The sequence below is a fragment of the Myxococcus sp. AB056 genome, assembly GCF_006547365.1.
Taxonomy (GTDB): Bacteria; Myxococcota; Myxococcia; order Myxococcales; family Myxococcaceae; genus Myxococcus; species Myxococcus virescens.
Window position 1 is genome coordinate 17,081 of the sequence record NZ_VHLB01000042.1, and the last position, 20,050, is coordinate 37,130.

Annotated in this window: 15 protein-coding genes; 7 read left to right on the forward strand and 8 right to left on the reverse strand. The window is 70.4% G+C overall.

The window, feature by feature from the left end; genetic code table 11:
• The first annotated feature begins 7 nt into the window (after positions 1-7).
• From FMP39_RS19385 to FMP39_RS19395, 3 genes are all read left to right on the forward strand, one after another.
• Positions 8-634: a YigZ family protein gene (locus FMP39_RS19385; protein ID WP_011552906.1), complete on the forward strand. Its 627-nt coding sequence runs from the start codon at positions 8-10 to the stop codon at positions 632-634.
• Positions 635-667: 33 nt separating this feature from the next.
• A complete protein-coding gene (locus FMP39_RS19390) occupies positions 668-2,002 on the forward strand; it encodes a replication-associated recombination protein A (RefSeq protein ID WP_090495587.1) in 1,335 nt (444 codons plus the stop codon).
• A gap of 141 nt (positions 2,003-2,143) precedes the next feature.
• The gene (locus FMP39_RS19395; protein ID WP_228558128.1) at positions 2,144-3,322 is read left to right on the forward strand and encodes a TIGR03118 family protein; all 1,179 of its coding nucleotides are present in this window, start codon (positions 2,144-2,146) and stop codon (positions 3,320-3,322) included.
• An 86-nt stretch (positions 3,323-3,408) separates the two neighbouring features.
• On the opposite strand, the gene FMP39_RS19400 is transcribed toward FMP39_RS19395, so the two are convergent.
• The 3 genes from FMP39_RS19400 to FMP39_RS19410 all read right to left on the reverse strand — a co-directional run bounded on the left by FMP39_RS19400 (position 3,409) and on the right by FMP39_RS19410 (position 7,092).
• The gene (locus FMP39_RS19400) at positions 3,409-4,104 is read right to left on the reverse strand and encodes a hypothetical protein (protein WP_141591818.1); all 696 of its coding nucleotides are present in this window, start codon (positions 4,102-4,104) and stop codon (positions 3,409-3,411) included.
• Between the two features lie 138 nt (positions 4,105-4,242).
• On the reverse strand, positions 4,243-5,130 hold the full coding sequence (locus FMP39_RS19405) for an ATP-grasp domain-containing protein (RefSeq protein WP_228558129.1): 888 nt from the start codon (positions 5,128-5,130) through the stop codon (positions 4,243-4,245).
• Between the two features lie 147 nt (positions 5,131-5,277).
• A complete protein-coding gene (locus FMP39_RS19410; RefSeq protein ID WP_194858471.1) occupies positions 5,278-7,092 on the reverse strand; it encodes an NUDIX hydrolase in 1,815 nt (604 codons plus the stop codon).
• 213 nt (positions 7,093-7,305) lie between these two features.
• On the opposite strand from FMP39_RS19410, the gene FMP39_RS19415 reads away from it, so the two are divergent.
• Entirely contained in the window at positions 7,306-8,427 is a 1,122-nt protein-coding gene (locus FMP39_RS19415; RefSeq protein WP_228558130.1) for a proprotein convertase P-domain-containing protein, read from the forward strand.
• A 198-nt stretch (positions 8,428-8,625) separates the two neighbouring features.
• On the opposite strand, the gene FMP39_RS19420 is transcribed toward FMP39_RS19415, so the two are convergent.
• From FMP39_RS19420 to FMP39_RS19440, 5 genes are all read right to left on the reverse strand, one after another.
• Positions 8,626-10,827 (reverse strand): peptidase domain-containing ABC transporter, encoded by a 2,202-nt coding sequence (locus FMP39_RS19420; RefSeq protein ID WP_141591822.1) that lies wholly within the window; start codon positions 10,825-10,827, stop codon positions 8,626-8,628.
• Positions 10,824-11,039 (reverse strand): hypothetical protein, encoded by a 216-nt coding sequence (locus FMP39_RS19425; RefSeq protein WP_011552915.1) that lies wholly within the window; start codon positions 11,037-11,039, stop codon positions 10,824-10,826. The genes FMP39_RS19420 and FMP39_RS19425 overlap by 4 nt, the downstream gene beginning before the upstream one ends.
• 70 nt (positions 11,040-11,109) lie before the next feature.
• Positions 11,110-11,319, reverse strand: a complete 210-nt coding sequence (locus FMP39_RS19430) for a mersacidin/lichenicidin family type 2 lantibiotic (RefSeq protein WP_141254677.1) — start codon at positions 11,317-11,319, stop codon at positions 11,110-11,112.
• 31 nt (positions 11,320-11,350) lie between these two features.
• Positions 11,351-11,563 carry a mersacidin/lichenicidin family type 2 lantibiotic gene (locus FMP39_RS19435; RefSeq protein ID WP_141591823.1) on the reverse strand — a complete coding sequence of 71 codons (213 nt, stop codon included), beginning with the start codon at positions 11,561-11,563 and terminating at the stop codon, positions 11,351-11,353.
• Complete coding sequence (locus FMP39_RS19440) at positions 11,560-14,883, reverse strand: type 2 lanthipeptide synthetase LanM family protein (protein WP_141591824.1); 3,324 nt, start codon at positions 14,881-14,883, stop codon at positions 11,560-11,562. Before FMP39_RS19440 ends, FMP39_RS19435 begins: the two co-directional genes overlap by 4 nt.
• Before the next feature lie 127 nt (positions 14,884-15,010).
• Here FMP39_RS19440 and FMP39_RS19445 point away from each other — a divergent pair, with 127 nt between their 5' ends.
• The 3 genes from FMP39_RS19445 (at position 15,011) to FMP39_RS19455 (ending at position 20,047) form a co-directional block, all read left to right on the forward strand.
• Positions 15,011-15,187 (forward strand): hypothetical protein, encoded by a 177-nt coding sequence (locus FMP39_RS19445; RefSeq protein WP_153904238.1) that lies wholly within the window; start codon positions 15,011-15,013, stop codon positions 15,185-15,187.
• Positions 15,188-15,278: 91 nt separating this feature from the next.
• Complete coding sequence (locus tag FMP39_RS19450) at positions 15,279-18,230, forward strand: SNF2-related protein (protein ID WP_141591825.1); 2,952 nt, start codon at positions 15,279-15,281, stop codon at positions 18,228-18,230.
• A complete protein-coding gene (locus tag FMP39_RS19455; protein ID WP_141591826.1) occupies positions 18,227-20,047 on the forward strand; it encodes a DUF885 family protein in 1,821 nt (606 codons plus the stop codon). The genes FMP39_RS19450 and FMP39_RS19455 overlap by 4 nt, the downstream gene beginning before the upstream one ends.
• Positions 20,048-20,050 lie beyond the last annotated feature (3 nt).

Consider the following 20,050-nt stretch of genomic DNA (forward strand, 5'->3'; position numbering starts at 1 on the left):
CGCACCCATGGACGAGAAGCGCTACCCCATCCCGGCCGGGCTCCACCGGGTGGAGCAGGACATCCAGAAGAGCCGGTTCATCACCACGGCCGCCCATGCGCCCACCGTGGAAGAGGCGAAGGCCTTCATCGCCCGCGTCCGCGAGGAGTTCGCCGACGCCACCCACAACTGCTGGGCCTTCGTTGTCGGGCCTCCGGGCTCCACCGCCCAGGTGGGCATGAGCGACGACGGCGAGCCCCATGGGACGGCCGGCCGGCCCATGCTCACCGCCCTGCTCCACGGGGGCGTGGGCGACGTGGCCATGGTCGTCACCCGGTACTTCGGTGGGACGCTGCTCGGGAAGGGCGGGCTGGTGCGCGCCTATACCGCTGGCGTCCAGCAGGCGCTCGAAAGCCTCCCCACCACGGAGCGTGTGCGCAAGACGCGACTGGCCGTCGAGGTGGAGTACACCCATGTCGATGGGCTGCGCCGCCTGCTGCCGTCCTACGAGGTGCAGGTGCTGGCGGAGGAGTATTCGGCCACCGTGGGGTACCGGCTGGAGCTGCCCGTCACCCAGGTGGAGGCCCTGCGGACCGCGTTGAACGACCTGACATTGGGACAGGTGCTCGTCGAGCCGCTCGATTCGGACGATTGACCCTGGGCCACGGAGGGGAGAGCCTGCGGCCCGATGAGCGCTGGACCCGACCTCTTCTCCGCCTCTGTCGACGTGAATCGCTTCGCGCCCCTGGCGGAGCGGATGCGGCCTCGCACGCCTGACGAGTTCATCGGCCAGTCCCACCTGCTGGGCCCGGGCCGTCCGCTGCGCCAGCTCATCGAGCGCAAGGCCATCGTGTCCTCCCTCTTCTGGGGGCCTCCGGGGGTGGGCAAGACGACGCTCGCGCGGATGATGGCCACCGGTGTGGACGCGGAGTTCGTCATCCTCTCCGCCGTGTCGGACGGCATCCCCCGCATCCGCGAGGTGGTGGCCGAGGCCGAGCGCCTGCGCAACCAGTACAGCCGCCGCACCGTCCTCTTCGTCGACGAAATCCACCGCTGGGCGAAGAACGTGCAGGAGCAGGCGCTGCCCCACGTGGAGAGCGGCCTCTTCGTCCTCCTGGGCGCCACCACGGAGAACGTCAGCTTCGAGGTCCGCCCCGCGCTCGTCAGCCGGTGCCGCGTGTTCCAGCTCAAGGAACTCACCGTCGCGGACATCCAGTCGGCGCTGACGCGGGCGCTCGGTGACTCGAAGCGGGGCTTGGGCGCGCGCAATCTGACGGTGGGGGAGGAGGCGCTGACGCTGCTGGCGAAGGGCGGCGTGGGCGATGTGCGCAAGGCGCTGGGCGCGCTGGAGCTGGCGGCCAGCCTCACCGCGGACGGCGCGGAGATTACGCCCGAGACGGCGCGCGAGGCGGTGGGCACCAGCCTGTCCCGGCACGACAAGGACGGCGACCAGCACTACGACTTGCTGAGCGCGCTGCAGAAGTCGTGCAGGGGCTCCAACGTCCAGGGCGCCGTCTTCTGGGCGGCGAAGCTGCTCCAGACGGGCGACGTGGCGTCACTGTGGCGACGGCTCAAGGTGATTGCCGTGGAGGACGTGGGCATGGCGATGCCGGAGGCCATCAGCATCGTGCGTGACTGCGAGGAGGCCTTCCACGCCATGGGCATGCCGGAGGGGCGCATCTGTGTGGCGCACGCCGTCGTCCTGCTGGCGACGGCGAAGAAGAGCAACCGTGCCTATGCGGCGCTGGACGCGGCGATGGCGGCGCTCCAGGAGCATCCCAACGCGGAGCCTCCGCTTCACATCCGCAACGCGCCCACCGAGCTGATGAAGGAGCTGGGGCACGGCAAGGGCTACCAGACGCCCTGGAACTTCAAGGACCACTACGTGCCCGGGCAGACGTACCTGCCCGCCCCGCTGGAGCGTTCCGTCTTCTACCGCCCGAGCAAGGAAGGCTACGAGGCGGAGATTCATGAGCGCATGAGCCACTGGTGGCGCGAGGACAAGGCGTCCCGAGGCGAGTAGGGCAGGCAGCCCCCGCGGGCCGGATTCTGCCGTCCGGTGCGCAATGCTCCTGTGCAGCAGTGCCGGTTGTTCATCCAGAGACGCCCTCCCAACTTGTTGCTCAATGAGCACACGGCGGTTCGCCGTCTCAGAGGGGGAATCATGATGAACACTCGCAGGTCCACGTTGACGCAAGGTGTGTTGTCCGCGGCGGTCGCGGTCCTCGCTGTCCCGGTCGCCAGGGCGGCAATGCCCCCCGCGCCTCCGACTGACTGCTCGGTGGCGGGCGGCTACACACAACGCAACCTCGTGGGCAATAGTCCGGCGCTTGGCGCCGAGCATGTCGATTCGCACCTCGTCAACGCCTGGGGGCTGGCCTTCAACCCGATGGGCATCGCGTGGGTGGCGAACGAGGGCACGGGCACCTCAACGCTGTATGACGGCAACGGGGTTCAGCAGCCCCTCATCGTGAGCATCCCCGCGCCGCCAGGAGAGACCGAGTCGGCAGAGCCCACCGGCGTGGTGTTCAATGGCTCGGAATCATTCGTCGTGACAGGGACAGGTGTCTCGGGGCCCGCTCGCTTCATCTTCGCGACGGAGGAGGGCGTCCTGGCCGCCTGGGCACCCGCGGTGGACGAGGCCTCGGCCAAGATCGTGGCGGACAACTCCGCGATGGGCTCTGTGTACAAGGGTCTGGCGATGGCCGGCACCGGAGCTGACGCGCGGCTGTACGCGGCGGACTTCCGGAACAATCGAATCGACGTCTTCAACTCCAGCTTCACGCCCATGCCAATGCCGGGCGCCTTCGCGGACCCGTCTCTGCCCGCCGGGTACGCGCCCTTCAACATCCAGGACATCGAGGGCACCCTCTATGTCTCGTATGCGCAGCAGGACGAGGAGCGTTCGGATGATGTCCCCGGCGCAGGCGCGGGCTACATCAACGCCTTCGACATGAACGGGCAGTTGCTGCGGCGGTTCGCTTCTCAGGGCGCGCTCAATGCGCCGTGGGGAATGGCCCTGGCGCCGGCGGGCTTCGGGCAGTTCAGCAACCACCTGCTGGTGGGCAACTTCGGGGATGGCGCCATCAACGCGTATGACCCTGCCTCCGGCACCTGGGCAGGCGCGCTCACGCGGCCGGACGGACAGCCGGTCAAGGTCGACGGACTCTGGTCCTTGCACTTCGGCACTGGCGGACAGGGCCTGCCCGCCGAGACGCTCTTCTTCACGGCGGGGCCCGCGGACGAGGATCAAGGACTCTATGGCCGGCTCGACATGACGCCCGTGTGTCCGCAGGGCGGCCTGCCCCCGTGGAAGGCGCCTCGCGGGCCTGAGGCGCAGTGAGCGGGATGCGGGCATGGCGGCGCGGGCCGGAGCACGGTGCTCCGGCCCGCGCTGTCACGTGGGGCGCTACGAGGTGAAGGCGCGTCTCAGGGCTGCTGCGAGCCGCTGCCTCCGTAGCCCTGGTCCTGCAACTGCTGCCAGTGCGCCTTGGCCTGATGTTCGCGCTGGAGGTTGGCGTCCACCTGGCGCTGCTGATCCGCCGCCTTTCGCCGGGCGTCGGCGACGGCGCTGGAGAAGTCCCCTGGGGACAACTCTTTCGCCCGGACGTCCGCGTTGGTGTTGACGGCTTCGTACTTCGCCTGTTCGAGCTGGGCGTCGGCCACGTCCAGCTCCCGCTGGCGCATGACCTCCAGCGACTTCAACGTCGTCACCGCGTCGTCGCGCCAGGCAGTTTCCGCCTCGGCCAGGGTGAGGGCGTTCTGGGCCGTGCAGGCGGCATTCTGGGCCCGCTCGATGGCCGCGACGTCACCCGTTGCCTGCGCGGCCTCGAGCGCTGCCTCACTTGCTTCGTGGCGGGACTTCGCGGCGTCCTCGTTGCGTTGGGCGACTTCTCGCTCCGCCTCGGCGTCCTGTCTGGCCACCTGGGTGCGGGTGATCTGCTCCCGGGCATGGTCCTCCGTGAGCTGCGCCTCGCGCACGTTTCCCAGCTCGCCAGGTGGGACGCGCGCCACCCATTGCTTGTCCACCTTCGCGCTGGAGCGATGGGAGGCACAGCCTCCCATCAGCATCACGGCCGTGCCGGCCATCCCCAGGTACATGCGACGCCTGCCTGGCTGCGCCATGCCTTCCTCCCGGTCATAGGGTCCTGTCCGAAACTGTGCGCATCCGGGGGGAGGGTGAAAGCAGCGGCGCATCGCTCGGCGCGCCACACGCCCCTGCCCACGGGGCAGGGGCCACGCGCGCACGCCGGACGCCGCGCGCTAGCGAGCGTCGAACAGCGCCTCGAAGAGCGTGCGCGGGTCCAGCCCGGGGGGCAGTCCGGAGACGCCGCCGTCGTTCACCTCGACCACCGCCCAGCCCCCGTCCTGGAGCATGGCCACGTCCAGGGTGATGAAGGGCGAGTCGATGCGCCGGGCCAGGGGCTCGAAGCCGGTGAAGTCCGGCACGTCGACGTCGAACTCGTGGTACGGCTCGGCGGCGAGGAGCCGGCCGCCTCCGAAGAAGAGCCGGAACTCGAGGTGGGCCGGGCCCGCGGGTGTCCGTCCGTACGTCTTGAAGGGGAGGAACTTCCGGACGACGAGGCCCCGCTCGAAGCGGTCTCCGCGCTCGTCGACGAGGTTGGCGCAAATCTGTTCGAAGCGCGCCTGCGTCGTGCCCTCGGGGATGAAGCAGGCGTCATCCCAGCGCTCCTTGGCCGACTTCACGTGGTCCTTCACCAGCCAGGGCTGCGAGCCGAGCGCCTGGGCCGCGTGCCAGGCTTCCGCCGCGTCCATGCCCTCCGTCCAGACGCTGCGGGCGGTGTAGCGGGAGAGCCGGGGGTACCAGTTGGGCAGGTAGAGCGCCGCCGCGTACTGCTCGGGCGTCGTCGTCAGCCGGTGCCCCAGCGCGGACACGGCTTCGTCCAGCGCGGTGTACTCCTCTTCCGTCAGCATCCAGCCGCGATAGAGGAGCCGGAGCCTGCCGCGCTCCGGGAGGGTGGAGAGCGCCTGCTCGGCATTGCCGGAGAGGAGGGCACCCAGGTCTGCCTGGTAGGTATCAACCCCGAGCGCTTCGGCCGCGTCGGCCTCCACGTCGAAGGGGTCGTCCTGGGTGGGATTCCGGCCGAAGAGGATGGCGCGCGCGTGAGACGGACGTCGGGAGCCTGGCATCCAGAAGCCTCGCATCAAGGGTGGCGGTGTGTGGGGGGCACCTCCGACGCGTGCGCGCGCGAACCCTGACACGGCCAGATGACGCCCTGTCCGGAGCGCTCTGGCCCGGTCCCCGCGCGGATTTCGCGGGGACCGGACGCGGGACGCTCAGTCCCCCAGCGCGTCGTACCGGACCAGCCGGAAGCGGGCGCCCTGCGCGTCCCGGATGCGGGCCGCCAGCTTCTCGTGCAGCTCTGGCGTCCAGGCGCTCCACCGCTGGAAGAAGGCCGCGGTGGCCGCCTTGTCTCCGCCGTGCTGGAGCGCGAGCACCTTCTCCAGCAGCGAGGTCACGACCGCCTGATACTTGTCGTACTGGATGCTCAGGCGCGCCGTCTGCGGGTCCGCCTGGAGCAGGCCGTGCTCCAGGAACCAGTTGAACTGCACCAGCTGCATGCGCTGGTAGGGCTGGTCCTCGCGCGGGCGCACGTTCTGGAGCGTGCGGCGGATGCCGGAGGCCTGCACCGCGCGCAGCCCGGCGGCGTCGAGCGTGCCCTTCTTGTGGAAGTCATGCAGCGAGAAGAGGCTCACCAGGTCCGCCTTCATCTCCTCCACGGCGCCCGCGTAGTCCTCCAGCGCGTCATCCAGCGTGCGCCCCTTCTGGTCCCGGTCCGGCCCCAGGTAGTGGCCCACCTCGTGCCAGAGGGTGCGCTGGAAGTTGCCTTCGGAGACCAGCTCCTTGGCGTGGGCGTCCACCACTGCGGCGCGCCAGATGCGCTCGTCGGACGCGAAGAGGTCCGGGTTCCGCATGATGTTCTCTCGCAGGAGGATGGTGCGGCCATAGCGGCGCGCGGCCAGCGCGTCGTTGGGGAGGATGCTCGCGGTGTTGGTGCCGCGCGACTGGCCGAAGTCGGCGATGACGTCGTAGACGCCCACGGGGATGTCCTCGCGCACGCGCTTCTTCGCGGCGTAGGGCAGCGCGTCCTCCACCGCCTGGAGCCCGCCCAGACGCTTGCGCAGCTCCTGCGTGGCCGCCTCATTGCTCAGCAGCACCGACAGGCTGTGGAACGCCTTCACGCCGAAGAGCGCGTCGTCATACGTCTCATACGCGCCCAACTGCACGTTGAGCTTCTGGAAGCGGCCCGTCACCCAGGCCGCGTCGCCGCTCTCGTAGTCGTTGGTGAGCAGGTCGCGCGCGCGGTTGCGCAGGTAGCGCGCCAGCTCCACGTCGCTGGCCTCCAGCCGCTGCGCCGCGCGCATCACCAGCCCGTAGGCCTTCACCAGCTCCGGCCCATAGGCCACGGCATAGGGCACCGCGTAGAGCGCCTTGGCGTCGGGCCGCTTCGCCTTCGCTTGCAGGGCCTGGCGCAGGCCCGGATGCAGCGTGTCCAGCACCGGGTGCGTCTGGAGGACCTTCACGTCCTGGCGCAGGTTGGCGGCCGTGGCGCGGCGAACCACCGTCTTCTCGCTCAGCAGGGACTGGCGCTCGCCGGGGTTCGCGGCCAGGAAGGCGTCCACCTCCGCCCGCGTGACGTCCACCGGGTACACGTTGCGCGCGGACACCTGCGCGTCCACCGGGAGGAACGCCTCTCGCGCGTTGCTCAGGGTGCTGGCGATGGGGCCCTGGTACAGGCGGTACAGCGTGAGCAGGTCCTGCGTGCGCTTGGGGCTGCCCAGCTTCTTGTCCAGCGCCTCCAGCTTCGCGCGAGCCGGGAGCGCCTGGTGGTGGCGTGAGGACTCGTAGAGCCCCTGGAAGATGGCGCCCACCTCCAGCAGGTCCTTCACCGCCGCCTGCTCGTCGGGCGTGAGGCGGGAGAGGTCCGGCGACAGGCGGACCTCCTGCGTCTTGGCGAGGACTTCGGCCACCTTCTCCTCTGGCCAGTAGCCCGGAGGCAGGGTGGGGGAAGGACGGCTGGGGGCGGCAGCTTGTGCCGACAGCGCCAGGAGAGCGGCGGCGCCCAGAGACAGCGCGTGGGGGATTCGCATGGCGCGCAAGACTGCCACGGAGGTGGGCGTATTCCCCACGGCTTCGGTTGGATTGCGTCACGCATGGGTGACGTCCTGTGCGCCGGGCAAGTCTTGCGCTACATGGTGCGCATGAAACTCAAACTTCCCTTGTTTATTTCGCTATCCACGGTTCTCCCGGCGCTGATCAGCTGTGGAGCCCCGACGTCCACGGACACCGCGCACGAGGCCGTCGTGCTCGGAACGCAGGCCCAGGCGCTGGCCACCGGTACGCCCGCCGCTGAGGGGGTGCTGTCCTTCCTCAACGATTACTCCATCTCCTACACCGTGCTGGACCTGGAGGTGCCGCTGGACGCCCCGGCGGCGCAGGCGCTGATTGACTTCCGCGAGGGGCCGGATGGCGTGCTCCACACGGGCGATGACCGCCGCTTCGTGAGCATCGAGCAGGTGGACGCGGTGCCGTACGTGGGCCCCGCGGCGCTCGCGGCGCTGGAGGCGTACGCCAAGGGCACGGGCCGCGTGGAGATGCCGGTCGACGGACACGTGGGGATCTTCCACGGCGTGGCATTCAACGTGGCGGAGGCCCGCCGCGCCATCCTCGCCGCGAACACGGAGAGCGCGTCGAACCTGGAGACTGTCGTCGGCATCCCCGCGGCGGCGGTGCAGAGCCTGGTCGCGGCGCGTCCCATCCTCCACATGGTGCAGCTGTCGCGGCTGGCGAACGTGGACGCCGTCACGATGGGGCAGCTCAAGGTCCACACGCAGCAGGCGGCCGAAGGTGACCCGTGCACGGGCCCTGGCATCTGTCAGCCCGGGCTCGTCTGTGAGGGCCGGCCCGGTGACGGCTCCAGCCCCTATGGCCGCTGCGTGGACAGCTCGCCCGTCGCGGGCAACGGGGACGTGTGCTCCCGCTTCGTGGCGTGCCCGTCGGCGGAGCTCATCTGCATCGGTCTGGCGTCCGGCTGGGTGGAGGGCTACTGCGCCCCGGCGTGGATGGGCGCCTCCTTCACCGAGTACTCGGACCTGCGGCTCCAGTCGACGAGCCCGCTGTTGACGGCGCCGCTCGTCGTGGTGGGGCTGGCCACGGTGCCCATGGACATCAACGTGGAGCTGGACATCGTCCACACCGCGCCGCACCGGCTGGTGCTGACGCTGGAGGACCCGGGTGGTGAGACGGCCCTGCTGTGGGACGGCCCGAACGAGGGCACGCCGCCTTCGCGCATCGTCGTGACGCGGGGCATTCCGCGCGACGGCAGCATCAACGGCCAGTGGAAGCTGCACGTCGCCAACCCGTCCGGCGTGGGCAGCGGCACGCTGCGCTCGTGGACGCTGAAGCTCACCAGCCGCTACGACTGAGCCGGCTGTTTCGCGGTGGGCCTTCGCGCTTCGAGGGCCCACCGCGCGTTTCACGGTGGCTACGCGGGCCGGCTGGCGTCCGCGTGTCGATGACGGCGTTCAGCGCCGGGTTGACGCGGTGGATGGCCTCCGTCGCCACCCGGAGCAGCTCGTCGGGCGTGACTTCCTTCCGGCGTACCTGAATCCCTCACAGGCGGCTCAGCCCGTCGCCTGGGTGCGCTCCTCCCGTTGTGCATTCACCAGCGACGCGTAGGTGCCCTGGCGCTCCAGCAGCTCCTGGTGCCGGCCGACCTCCACCACCTGGCCGGCCTCCATGACGAGGATGGTGTCGGCGTTGCGCACCGTGCTGAGCCGGTGGGCGATGACGACGCGCGTGCACTTCAGGGACGCCAGCGCCTGCTGCACGTGCGCCTCGGTGGTGGCGTCCAGGGCGCTGGTGGCTTCATCGAGCAGGAGGATGGCGGGCCTGCGCACCAGGGCGCGCGCCAGGGCCAGTCTCTGCCGCTGGCCACCGGACATGGAGAGGCCCCGGTCTGTCAGCGGTGTGTCGTACTGCATGGGCATGGCCATGATGTCGTCGTGGATGTGGGCCAGCTTCGCGGCCTCCACGACACGGTCCATGTCCAGGTCCGGGTCGCTCAGGGTGATGTTCTCCCGCAGCGATGCGTTGAAGAACGAGGCATCCTGCAACACCACGCCCAGTTGGCTGCGCACCGCGCGCAGGTCCAGCTCGCCCAGCTCCGCGCCGTCGTACCGGACGTGTCCGGAGGTGGGCAGGTAGAGCCCCAGCAGCAGGTGCGCCAGGGTGCTCTTGCCCGCGCCCGAGCGGCCGACGAGCGCCACCATCTGCCCCGGCTCCACGCTGACCGTCACGCCTTGCACCACCCAGGCGGAGTGGGGGTTGTAGCGGAAGCGCACGTCCTCCAGGGTGACGGCGCCGCGCAGCGTGGGCGCGCGGCCCCGGTGCGCCGCGTCTCGTTCGGGGGGCGTGTCGAGCACGTCGTTGATGCGCTCCAGGTAGGTGCTCAGGAACTGAAGCTGCCCGCCGGTGCCCAGCAGGTTGGACAGGGGCACCAGCAGCGCGGTGGCCAGCGCGTTGATGCTCAGCATCTGTCCCAGGGACATCGCGCCGTCCAGCACGCGCCACGCGCCCACGCACAGCAACACCAGGGGGGACACGCGGCGCAGCGTGCCCGTCAGCGCGTCCAGCCACGCGGAGAGGCGGCCTCGCTCCAGCTCCACGTTGAGCAGGTCCACGTAGAGGTTGGCGTAGCTGCCCACCATGCGGTCCTCCACGCCAAAGGCCTTGAGCGTCTGCATGCCGGACAGCATGGCCATCAGGTAGCTCTGGCTGCGCACGCCCATGTCCAGGCTGCGCGACAGGTGGCTGCGTTGTCTGGCCCGGGGCAGCGCGAACACCAGCACCTGCAACAGGCCCAGCCCCACCACCAACAGCCCCAGCGACGCATCCGCCACCAGCAGCAGGCCCAGGTAGAGGAGCACCAGCGCACCGTCGAGCGCGCTGGACAGCAGGCCGGTGGAGAGCAGCTCGCGGATGGCCTGCTGCGAGCCCAGCCGCGTCAGCAGGTCGCCCGCGGGCCGGAGCTGGAAGAACGGGTAGGCCAGGCTCACCAGGTGGTCCAGCAGTCCCTGCGTCATCTGCGAGTCCAGCCGCGTGCGCAGCTCCACCAGGAGCTGGCCTCGCACCACCGACGTGAGCAGCTCGAAGAGCAACACGCCCGCGAGCGCCGCGGACAGCACCCCCATCAGCGAGTAGTCCTGCCGAGGCACGACGCGGTCCACCACCATGCCGGTGAGCAGCGGCACCGCCAGCGTCAGCACCTGGAGCACGGCGGACAGCGCGAGCACCTTCACCAGCGTGCCGGCCTGCCGCTTCACCAGGGGCACCAGGTAGCGGTAGGGCCCGCGCCGCGTGTGGCCCGGCTGGAAGTTCTCGGACGGCTCCATCAGCAGGGCCACGCCGGTGAAGCACTGGCTGAACTGCTCCATGGAGACGCGGCGGCGGCCCTGGTCGGGGTCCACCACCTCGACCCAGCCGCGGCCCAGGCGCTCGAAGACGACGTAGTGCGTGAAGCGCCAGTGGAGGATGGTGGCCGGAGGAAGGAAGGGCAGCCGGTCCAGGTCCACGGAGATGGCGCGCACGCGCAGGCCCAGCTTCTGGGCCGCGGCCTTCAGCGCCTTCGCGCTGGCGCCGTCACGTCCGGGGCCTGTCACCTCGCGCACCGCGTCCAGGCCCATGTGGCGGCCGTGGTAGGCCAGCACCATGGCCAGACAGGCGGCGCCACAGTCCGTCATCGTCATCTGCCGCACTTCAGGCACGCGCTTGCGCAGGCCGAGCCTCCACCGGCGCTGGGGCTGCTGCGGCGCCGCGGCCGTCATGGCGGCACGTTTCCTTCCGGGGCAATGAGCGCCGGCCACGCCAGGACACCCATCGCCAGCGCGAGGCCGAAGACGAACAGGAGCGCGAACGTCCACCGCGTCCACTGTCCACCGATGCGCAGCAGGTCACCTTCGTCCTGCACGACGCGCTGGTAGTGCGCCAGGGCTTCCTTGCGGAAGATGGAGGGGCGGCCGTCGGTGGGTGGTTGCATCGCGGGGGGACGTTAGCGCATGGGGTGGGGGACTGGCCCTGGACTGAACCAGTCCCCCGCTGTGCTTTCGCTACATGCACACGTAGGGCGGGCACGGCGTGCAGTAGTAGCTGCCGAACTGCTCGCAGCTGTCCGCACCCGAGATGCTCTCCAGGACCTCGTCGCTCAATTCCAGCTCGGCGGCGGGGTTGGCGGGCAGGGATGCGCGCTCCTCAGACGACAGGCTGTTGAAGTACTCGGGGTCACGCCACGCACGGAGGATGTGTTCCTTCTTGCTCATGACTGCTCCTGGACAGGAAAGGGGGGACGAATCAGAGACAGTGCCGCGGCGGACACGGCGTGCACTGGGCGCTGGACTGGCCGGGCAGGCAGAAGTCGCCGCCGGTGATGACCTCCAGGAGGTCGTCCCCCAACTCCAGCTCGGCGGCGGGGTTGGCGGGCAGGGCCGCGCGCTCCTCCGACGACAGGCTGTTGAAGTACTCGGGGTCACGCCATGCACGGAGGATGTGTTCCTTCTTGCTCATGACAGCTCCTGGTTGCGGCTGGAGGGACAGCCATCCGGGGTGCCCAGCCCTTCACCTCGGACGATTCGTGGAGGCGCGACCGTCAGCAGCGAGGGCAACCGCTCCGGCATGGCCAGCCGCGCCAGTCCGTAGGCGATGCCCGCCAGGCCCACCATCATGCCCGGCGTCTCCGTGCTGCCTTGCAGGCCGAAGAGGTAGCCGTGTTCGGAGATTCCGCGCAGGATGCCGCCCGCCACCGCGTTCGTGCGCTCCTGGAGCTTCGAGTCCCCGAGCGTGGCCGCTGCTTCCAACAGGAAGTCCGCGTTGCCCAGGTCTCCGTGGCACAGACCGTGGTTGCGGCCGAACCCCCTCGCCAGGGTGGAGTCCAGCGCGATGGCAATCTCCTCGCGCACCCCTGCGTCGTCCACGAAGGGCAGCCCAGACAGTCGCGCCAGGCCAATGCCGGGGGCGCCGGTGCACCATGCCCAGAGGAAGTGTTCCGTCCCCTCCGCCGCCGCCGCCAGTTCCTTCGCGCCCGCGCGCAGGTCGGGCCAGTTGCGCTCCTCGGGTGTGTAGAGCCCGCGCTCGTACTCCATGCCCGCCACCGCGGCGTCACGCAGGCGCGTATCGCCCGTCCGCGCGAACAGCCGAAGCAGCGCCAGGCTGATGCCGGCGGCTCCGTGCGCCATGCCCGCGAGGTAACGGTTTCCGGCGGCTTCGCAGAGCCAGGCCGCGCCTCGGGCCTGGGGCGTGGACGTCTCCAGCAGCCGCCGGCCGCAGGCGTCCACCGTGGCCCACAACGTGTCTGACGGGCGGTGCTCACCGAGCACCAGCAGCGCCAGGAGGCAGCCCGCGGCGCCCGCGCCCACGTCCAGCACCGTGTCCTTCTCCACCAGAGGCCGCAGCCGCCGTACGTAACCCGCGGCCTCGTCCAGGAGCGCATCGTCCTTCCACAGCACGCCCAGGTGCGTCAGCGCGTAGAGGATACCGCCCCAGCCATTGAGGATGCCCAGCCCCACCACGCTGGCGGGCTCCTCCGCCAGGAGGCGCGCCTGGGTGCGCAGCGTGGCCCGCGCCAGCCGCGTGAAGCGCGCGTCTTGCGTGACGTCCCCCAGGTAGCCCAGCGCGAGCGCGATGCCGGCGCGCCCCTGGAACACGTCCGGCCCCGGAGAACCGAGCCGCCAGCCGCCGTCTCCCGCATCCAGGCCAAGCCAATGGGCTTCGTCGCGGCGCTCGAAGGCCAATGGCAGGAGCCGTTCACCCGCGCGTCGTGCTTCCGCGAGCAACGCTTCGCGGAGGCCGGGCTGAGGGTGCTCCCGGAAGGGATACGACGGACGCGCCACCGTCTGCGAGCTCAGCAGCAGGACATCCAGCGAGCGCTCCAGCACCCAGCGCTGCCGCGTCTGGTCCTCTGGCGACAGGCCCTCCAGCCGGCGGCGCACGCGCGCCATGCCCGTCTCCTGGAAGAAGTCCGGCAGGCGCTGGCCCGAGCCCGCCTCCAGGTCCTTCGAGTCGGCGCGAGCGGTGAAGTACGGCAGGTCTCCCCGCTCCAACTGCTCCGTCTCCAAAGGCACGAGCGCCGCGAAGTCCGGGGCAGGCACCACGACGCGCCACAGGTGGTCGAAGAAGCGTTGGCGCTCGAGCCCATCCGTCAGCGCGTGCGGGTGGTAGCTCTCGAAGAGGAGCGCGCCGTACACCGCCGTGTTGCGGAAGAGGACGCGCATGGGCACGTGCGCGAAGGCGGCCAGCGGCCCGTCCTCGGCGAGCAGCGCCTCGCGGTGCTCCAGCAGCAGGCCGTACATGCGGGTGAAGCCGTCGGCTAGCGCGTCGCGGTAGTCCTGCACGGACGCGGTTTCGCCCTCCAGGCGCGGCAGGTTGTTGGACCCGGGCAGCTCCACCGGCCGCCGCTCGAAGCGCATCCGGTCCGTTCCTCGCTCCGTCGTCATCAAGTAGGCCTGCGGCGTGAGCTGACCTGCCCGAGCGCTCAGTCCGCTCAGGTCCACACCGGCCTTCTTTCGCGTGCCCCAGAACTGCTGCGGCAGCAGCCCGCTGCGGAGCACCGACACTGGCGGCGCCTCCACCGCGTGCTCGGAGTCTCGAAGCGAGCGCGTGCCCGACAGCGGGTGGAAGAGCGTCTCCGCGTCCACCAGCACCGGGTGCTCACCGGCGGCGATGAGGTTCTCGAAGTGCAGGTCCGTGCCGTCCAGCGCGTGCATCAGCGCGACGTAGGCGCCCTGGCGTTCGTAGAAGCGCCGGACCTCCTCCGCTGACGCGCACGGCGCGGGGTCCACGTACTCCATCCACCCGTACTCGCCTCGGTCCAGCGCCTCCGCGCCCTTCATCGTGGGCGTGGCGCCGCGCGCGTTGAGCCACGTGAGGAGCTGCTGGAGCCCGGCCTCTGCTCCCAGTGAGCGCGGCTTGTAGACAATCCGCAGCCCGGACTCGAAGCGGAGGATGAAGACGCCCTGGCCGCCCCGGTGCGGGTCGGAGAAGCCGCCGCGTGCCTCCACCAGCGCGCCGGGGGACTGGCCCGCGTTGAACCGCTGCCAGAGCAGGGGCGCGTCCCGCGTCAACCGCTTCATCAGCCCCAGGCAGTTGGACTCCCACTCCGCGATGCGCAGCACGACGCAGCGGGCCAGCACCGGGTAGCGCTCCAGGATGTCCAGGGCGACCTGCGGCTGGCGCAGCCGCCTCGTGAAGTCCTGGAAGCGCGCCTCCGGGGTGTCTCCCGCGAGCAGGCCCTCCAACTGGGCGGCATGGAGCTCCACCACCATGGCACGGCCCAGGACTGGTGCCAGCACCTGGGGCAGGTGGCCCAGCATCGTGGAGACGACGACGCTCGGCTCCAGGTCGAGCCCTGGCGCGGCGTGCTTCATGGGCTTCAGCGCGGCGGTGAGCTGCGTCACGGCGCGCGACACCAGCGGCTCCACCAGCGGCAGGAAGGCCGAGCGGTCCGGGCCCTCCGTGCGCTCGGGCCAGGGGACGGGCGCGTGCGAGGGCTCCGCGTAGGTGTGCTCCAGCACCTGCACCCAGCCGGGGACTTCAGCAGGCGGGGTCCAAGGCGCCTCGGTGGGTACTTCCAGCAGCGTGAGCAGCTCCGCCTCGGTCAGTCCCGACGATTGCAGCCTGCGCTGCCACCAGTCCGCCTGTCCGAAGGGCTCCTGCTGACGCCATGCATCCAATCGCTTGCGCGCCGCAGCGGATGTGTCTTGTTGCGTCGTATTGGATTGGAGAGTGAATTCGGCCCGCTCGGTGAGTGTGGTGGCCCGTGCCCAGCGTGCGAACCGGGACGGAGTGTTGGCTCCCGGCATCGCCTCGTCCTGCCTCTGCGTGATTTCCACGCGGTCCTCTCGTTTCCTGGGCAAAACCCGGTGAGCTGGCTTCGTTGGAGTAGCAGGGAGATGACTGTGATACAGGTAAGTCATTTCATCTTTGCCTGTCAATGCTGGGCGCCCGTGTTCGGCTGGCATGCAATCCACGCGGGACGGTGGGAGTGATTTGTACGACGCGCTCATCATCGGCAGTGGCGCGGGCGGTGGGCCGCTAGCGTTGAAGTTTTCCCAAGCAGGGCTCCACGTACTGGCCCACAGCTTCCGGAGCGCGGACCCCATCGTCCGCCGCGTCCAGGCGGGGGATTTCGCCTGAGCTGGGGCAGGGGGAGGCCGCCTGCCACGCGACGGTGCGCGCTCATGGCCGTTGCGCGATGCATTCTCGGGGCGTAGGGAAGCAACGCCCCATGTCCGCCACCGCCCAACTGCTCGAAACCGTCCGGAAGGAAGCCAAGCCGGGAATCTGGTCCAACGGCGTGAACCTCGCCCGCTCCGGAGTCGTGGTGCTCCAGTCCCAGAAAGGGGGCGAGCTGGAGCTGAGGGTCCGCGCCAAGGGGCGCCCGGTCGCCCTCACGGTCGTCCTGTACCCGAACGACGACGCCTGGGAGTGCGACTGTCCCAGTCAGGTGGACCCCTGCGAGCACGTGGTGGCGGCGGCCATCTCCATCCAGCAGGCGGAGAAGCAGGACACGCCCATGGAGACGGCGGCCACCCGCTGGGCCCGCGTCGTCTACCACTTCACCCGCGTGGACGGCGGCCTGGAGCTGCGCCGCTCCATCGTCCAGGTGGACGGCACGGAGACGCGGCTGGAGGGCAGCCTGACGTCGTTGATGGCCCGGCCCGCGGAGGCCGCGAAGCTCCAGGTGGAGAACGCGGACCTGCTGGCCGACCGCATCCTGGAGCAGCGGCGCACACGGGGCACCCTGACGCCGGAGACGCTGGAGGCGGTGCTCAAGGTGCTGGAGTCGGCGCGCAACGTGCTGCTCGACGGGCGCCCGGTGGCGGTGTCCGACGAGCAGGTGCTGCCACGCGCGGTGGTGGAGGACCGCAGCGGCCAGATTGTGGTGACGGTGAGCAAGGACCCGCGCGTCCAGGAGGTGGTCAGTCCCGGGGTGGCGCTCGCGAGCGATACGCTGGTCCGCCTGGGCGAGACGGCCATGTCCGGCCCCTGGCTGCAGAACCTGCCCATCGTCCGCACGTACTCGGCGGACCACCTGGGTGACCTGACCTCCAAAATCATGCCCGAGCTGGGCCGCCGCCTGCCGGTGGAGGTCCGCAGCAAGCGGCTGCCGCGCCTGGACCGCGAGCTGAAGCCGCGCATCCTGCTGGAGCTGAACCAGCTCGACGCCGGCCTGTCCGTGCTGCCCACGCTCGTCTACGGCGCGCCGCCGGTGGTGCGCATCGACAACGGGCGCATGGTGTACCTGCGCGGCGCGGTGCCGCTGCGCGACGAGGCCGCCGAGCAGCGCCTCATCCACCAACTGCGCGACGAGCTGAACCTGGTGCCCGGCCGCCGGCTGACGGTGCAGGGCTCGGAGATGGTGCGCTGGGCGGACAAGCTGCGGCGTTGGCGCGGCGACCTCGCCGGTGACGCGGCGGGGCTGGTGAGCCCCGACGTCAAGCTGCGCCCGTCGCTCCACCTGGAGTCCAGCGTCACGGGGCAGGGCGTCCCCGACGTGCGCTTCCAGCTCTCCTTCCAGGTGGAGGGGGCCAAGGGCGAGGTCAAGGACGTGGACGCCGCCGCCGTCATCCGGGCGTGGACGGAGGGGCTGGGGCTGGTGCCTCTGGACGGTGGTGGCTGGGCGCCGCTGCCCCGGGCCTGGCTGGACAAGCACGGTCAGCGCGTGGCGGACCTGCTCAACGCGCGGCAGGAGGATGGGAAGGTCTCCAACCACGCGCTGCCGGAGCTCACCGCGCTGTGCGAGACGCTGGAGCAGCCGCCTCCGCCGGGCCTGGACCGGCTGGCGCCGCTCATCTCCGGCTTCGAGAAGCTGCCCCCGCCCGAGCTGCCGGCGGAGCTCAACGCCACGCTGCGCCAGTACCAGCTCCAGGGCGTCAGTTGGCTGGGCTTCCTGCGCGGCGCGGGGCTGGGCGGCATCCTGGCGGACGACATGGGTCTGGGGAAGACGCTCCAGACGATTTGCGCCCTGGGGCCCGGGTCGCTCGTGGTGTGCCCCACCAGCGTGCTGCCCAACTGGGCCGCGGAGCTGAAGCGCTTCCGCCCGTCGCTCAAGGTGTGCGTGTACCACGGGCCCGGCCGCGCGCTGGAGCCGTCCGCCGACGTGACGCTCACCACCTACGCCATCATGCGCCTGGACGCGGCGGTGCTCGGCGCGAAGACGTGGGACTCGCTGGTGCTGGACGAGGCGCAGGCCATCAAGAATCCGGACAGCCAGGTGGCGCGCGCGGCCTTCGGGCTCAAGGCGAACTTCCGGCTCGCGCTCAGCGGCACGCCGCTGGAGAACCGGCTGGAGGAGCTGTGGAGCCTCATGCACTTCACCAACCCGGGCCTGCTCGGGGGGCGCAAGCACTTCGAGGACAAGATTTCGCGGCCCATCTCCGAGGGCCGGCAGGACGCGGCCGAGGGGCTGCGGCGCCGCATCCGCCCCTTCGTGCTCCGGCGTCTGAAGCGGGACGTCGCGCCCGAGCTGCCGCCGCGCATCGAGTCCGTCATGCACGTGCAGATGGATGAGCGTGAGCGCTCCGTCTACGACGCGGTGATGGCGGCCACGCGCAAGGAAGTGGTGGCGCTGCTGAACGAGGGCGGCAGCGTGCTCAAGGCGCTGGAGGCCCTGCTGCGGCTGCGTCAGGCCGCGTGTCACCCCGCGCTCGTTCCGGGCCAGCGGGCCAGCACGTCATCCAAGGTGGAGACGCTGGTGGACGCGCTGGAGACGGCCGTCTCGGAAGGCCACAAGGCGCTCGTCTTCTCGCAGTGGACGTCGCTGCTGGACCTCATCGAGCCGCGCCTGAAGGCGGCGGGCATCGGCTTCGGCAGACTGGACGGCACCACGGCCAACCGCGGCGAAGTCACCGAGCGCTTCCAGTCCCAGGAGGGCGAGCCGGTGCTGCTCATGTCCCTCAAGGCGGGCGGCACGGGCCTCAACCTCACGGCGGCGGACCACGTCTTCCTGGTGGACCCGTGGTGGAACCCGGCGGCGGAGGCGCAGGCCGCGGACCGCGCCCACCGCATTGGCCAGGAGCGCACGGTGATGGTGTACCGGCTCGTGTCCCAGGGCACCGTGGAGGAGCGCATCCTGGGGCTCCAGGAGAAGAAGCGGGCCATCTTCGAGGCGGCCCTGAGCGAAGCCGCCGCCGCGACGGCCATCACCCGGGAAGACCTGCTCGAACTCTTCTCATGACGGGCGCAGTCCTTCTTTTCGCAGTGGGGTTCCTGACGATGCTTCCCGAATCCGCCGACGCCCGGCACCAGGCCGCCGCCACGCTGCACGCGCTCATCCAGCAGGAGTGGCAGTACCAGTTGGAGCACAGCCCGACGTACGCGTCGGCGCAGGGCGACCGGCGCTGGAACGGCCGCTGGGATGACCTGAGCCTCGAGGCCATCGAGGCGGACCACCAGCACAACCTCCAGGTGCTCGCGAAGCTGAAGAAGGTGGACCGCAAGGCGCTCTCCGCCGCGGACCAGCTCAACTACGACCTGTTCCGCCGCGACTACGAGACGTGGGTGGAGGAGCACCGCTTCAAGACGTACCTGATGCCGGTGAACCACATGGGCGGCATCCCGGAGGGCATCAAGCAGCCGCCGGGTGTGCAGACGGCCTACCAGCTCGCGGACAACCTGCGCTTCGAGACGGTGAAGGACTACGAGGACTGGGTGGCCCGGCTCCAGGGCTTCTGCACCTACGTGGACCAGGTGCTGGCGCTGCTGCGCGAGGGACTGCGTGAGAAGCGCATCCACCCCCAGGTCGTCCTCCAGCGGATTCCGCCGCAGGTGGCGAAGCAGCTCGTGGCAGACCCGGTGGACAGCGGCTTCTTCGCGCCGTTCCGCCGCTTCCCCAAGGGCATTGCCTCCGCGGAGCAGCAACGCCTGTCCGCGGCGGGCCGCGCGGCGATTTCGCAGGGCGTGCTCCCCGCGCTGAAGCGCTTCCACCAGTTCCTCACCGAGGAGTACGTCCCGAAGGGCACGGAGGCGGTGGGCATCTGGCAGATGCCCGACGGCGCGGAGCTGTATGCCTTCCTCGCGCGCAAGTTCACCACCACCGGCCTGGGCGCGGAGGAGATTCACGCGCTCGGCCTGGCCGAGGTCCAGCGCCTGCGCGCGGAGATGGAGGCGGTGAAGGCCCAGGCGGGCTTCAAGGGCACGCTGGCGGAGTTCTTCCGCTTCCTGCGGACGGATGCGCGCTTCTATGCCCGGGACGGGGACGAGCTGCTGATGCGCTACCGGGCCTTGTCCAAGCGCATCGACCCGTCGCTGGTGCGGCTGTTCAAGACGCTGCCCCGGCAGCCCTATGGCGTGGAGCCGACGCCGGAGGCCATGGCTCCGGACGCGACCACCGGCTTCTATTACCCAGGGGCGTCTGATGGCTCGCGGCCGGGCACGTACCTGGTGAACCTGTACCGGCCAGAGACGCGCCCCCTGTGGGAGATGGTGCCGCTCACGCTGCACGAAGCCGTGCCCGGTCACCATCTGCAGACGGCCCTGGCCGCCGAGCAGCCCGGCCTGCCCGAGTTCCGCCGCTACGGCTACTACGTGGCCTATGGCGAAGGCTGGGCGCTCTACTGCGAGACGCTGGGCGACGAACTGGGCCTGTACACCAGTCCGTACGACAAGTTCGGCCAGCTGGCCTACGACATGTGGCGCGCGGTGCGGCTCGTCGTCGACACCGGCATGCACGTGAAGAAGTGGACGCGGCAGCAGGCGCTCGACTTCTTCATGGAGAACTCGCCGCGCCAGGAGCTGGACACCACCAACGAGATTGACCGCTACATCGCCTGGCCGGGGCAGGCGCTGGCGTACAAGGTGGGGCAGCTCAAGATTCGCGAGATGCGCACACGCGCGGAGCAGGCCCAGGGCCCGGGCTTCGACGTGCGCGAGTTCCACGACGTCGTGCTGCTCGACGGCTCCCTGCCGCTGGACATCCTCGAGGCGCGGGTGCAGGCGTGGGTCCAGGCGCGGCAGCGTGGGGCCGCCGCGCCCACGCCTCAGCGCGCGGACTGAGGC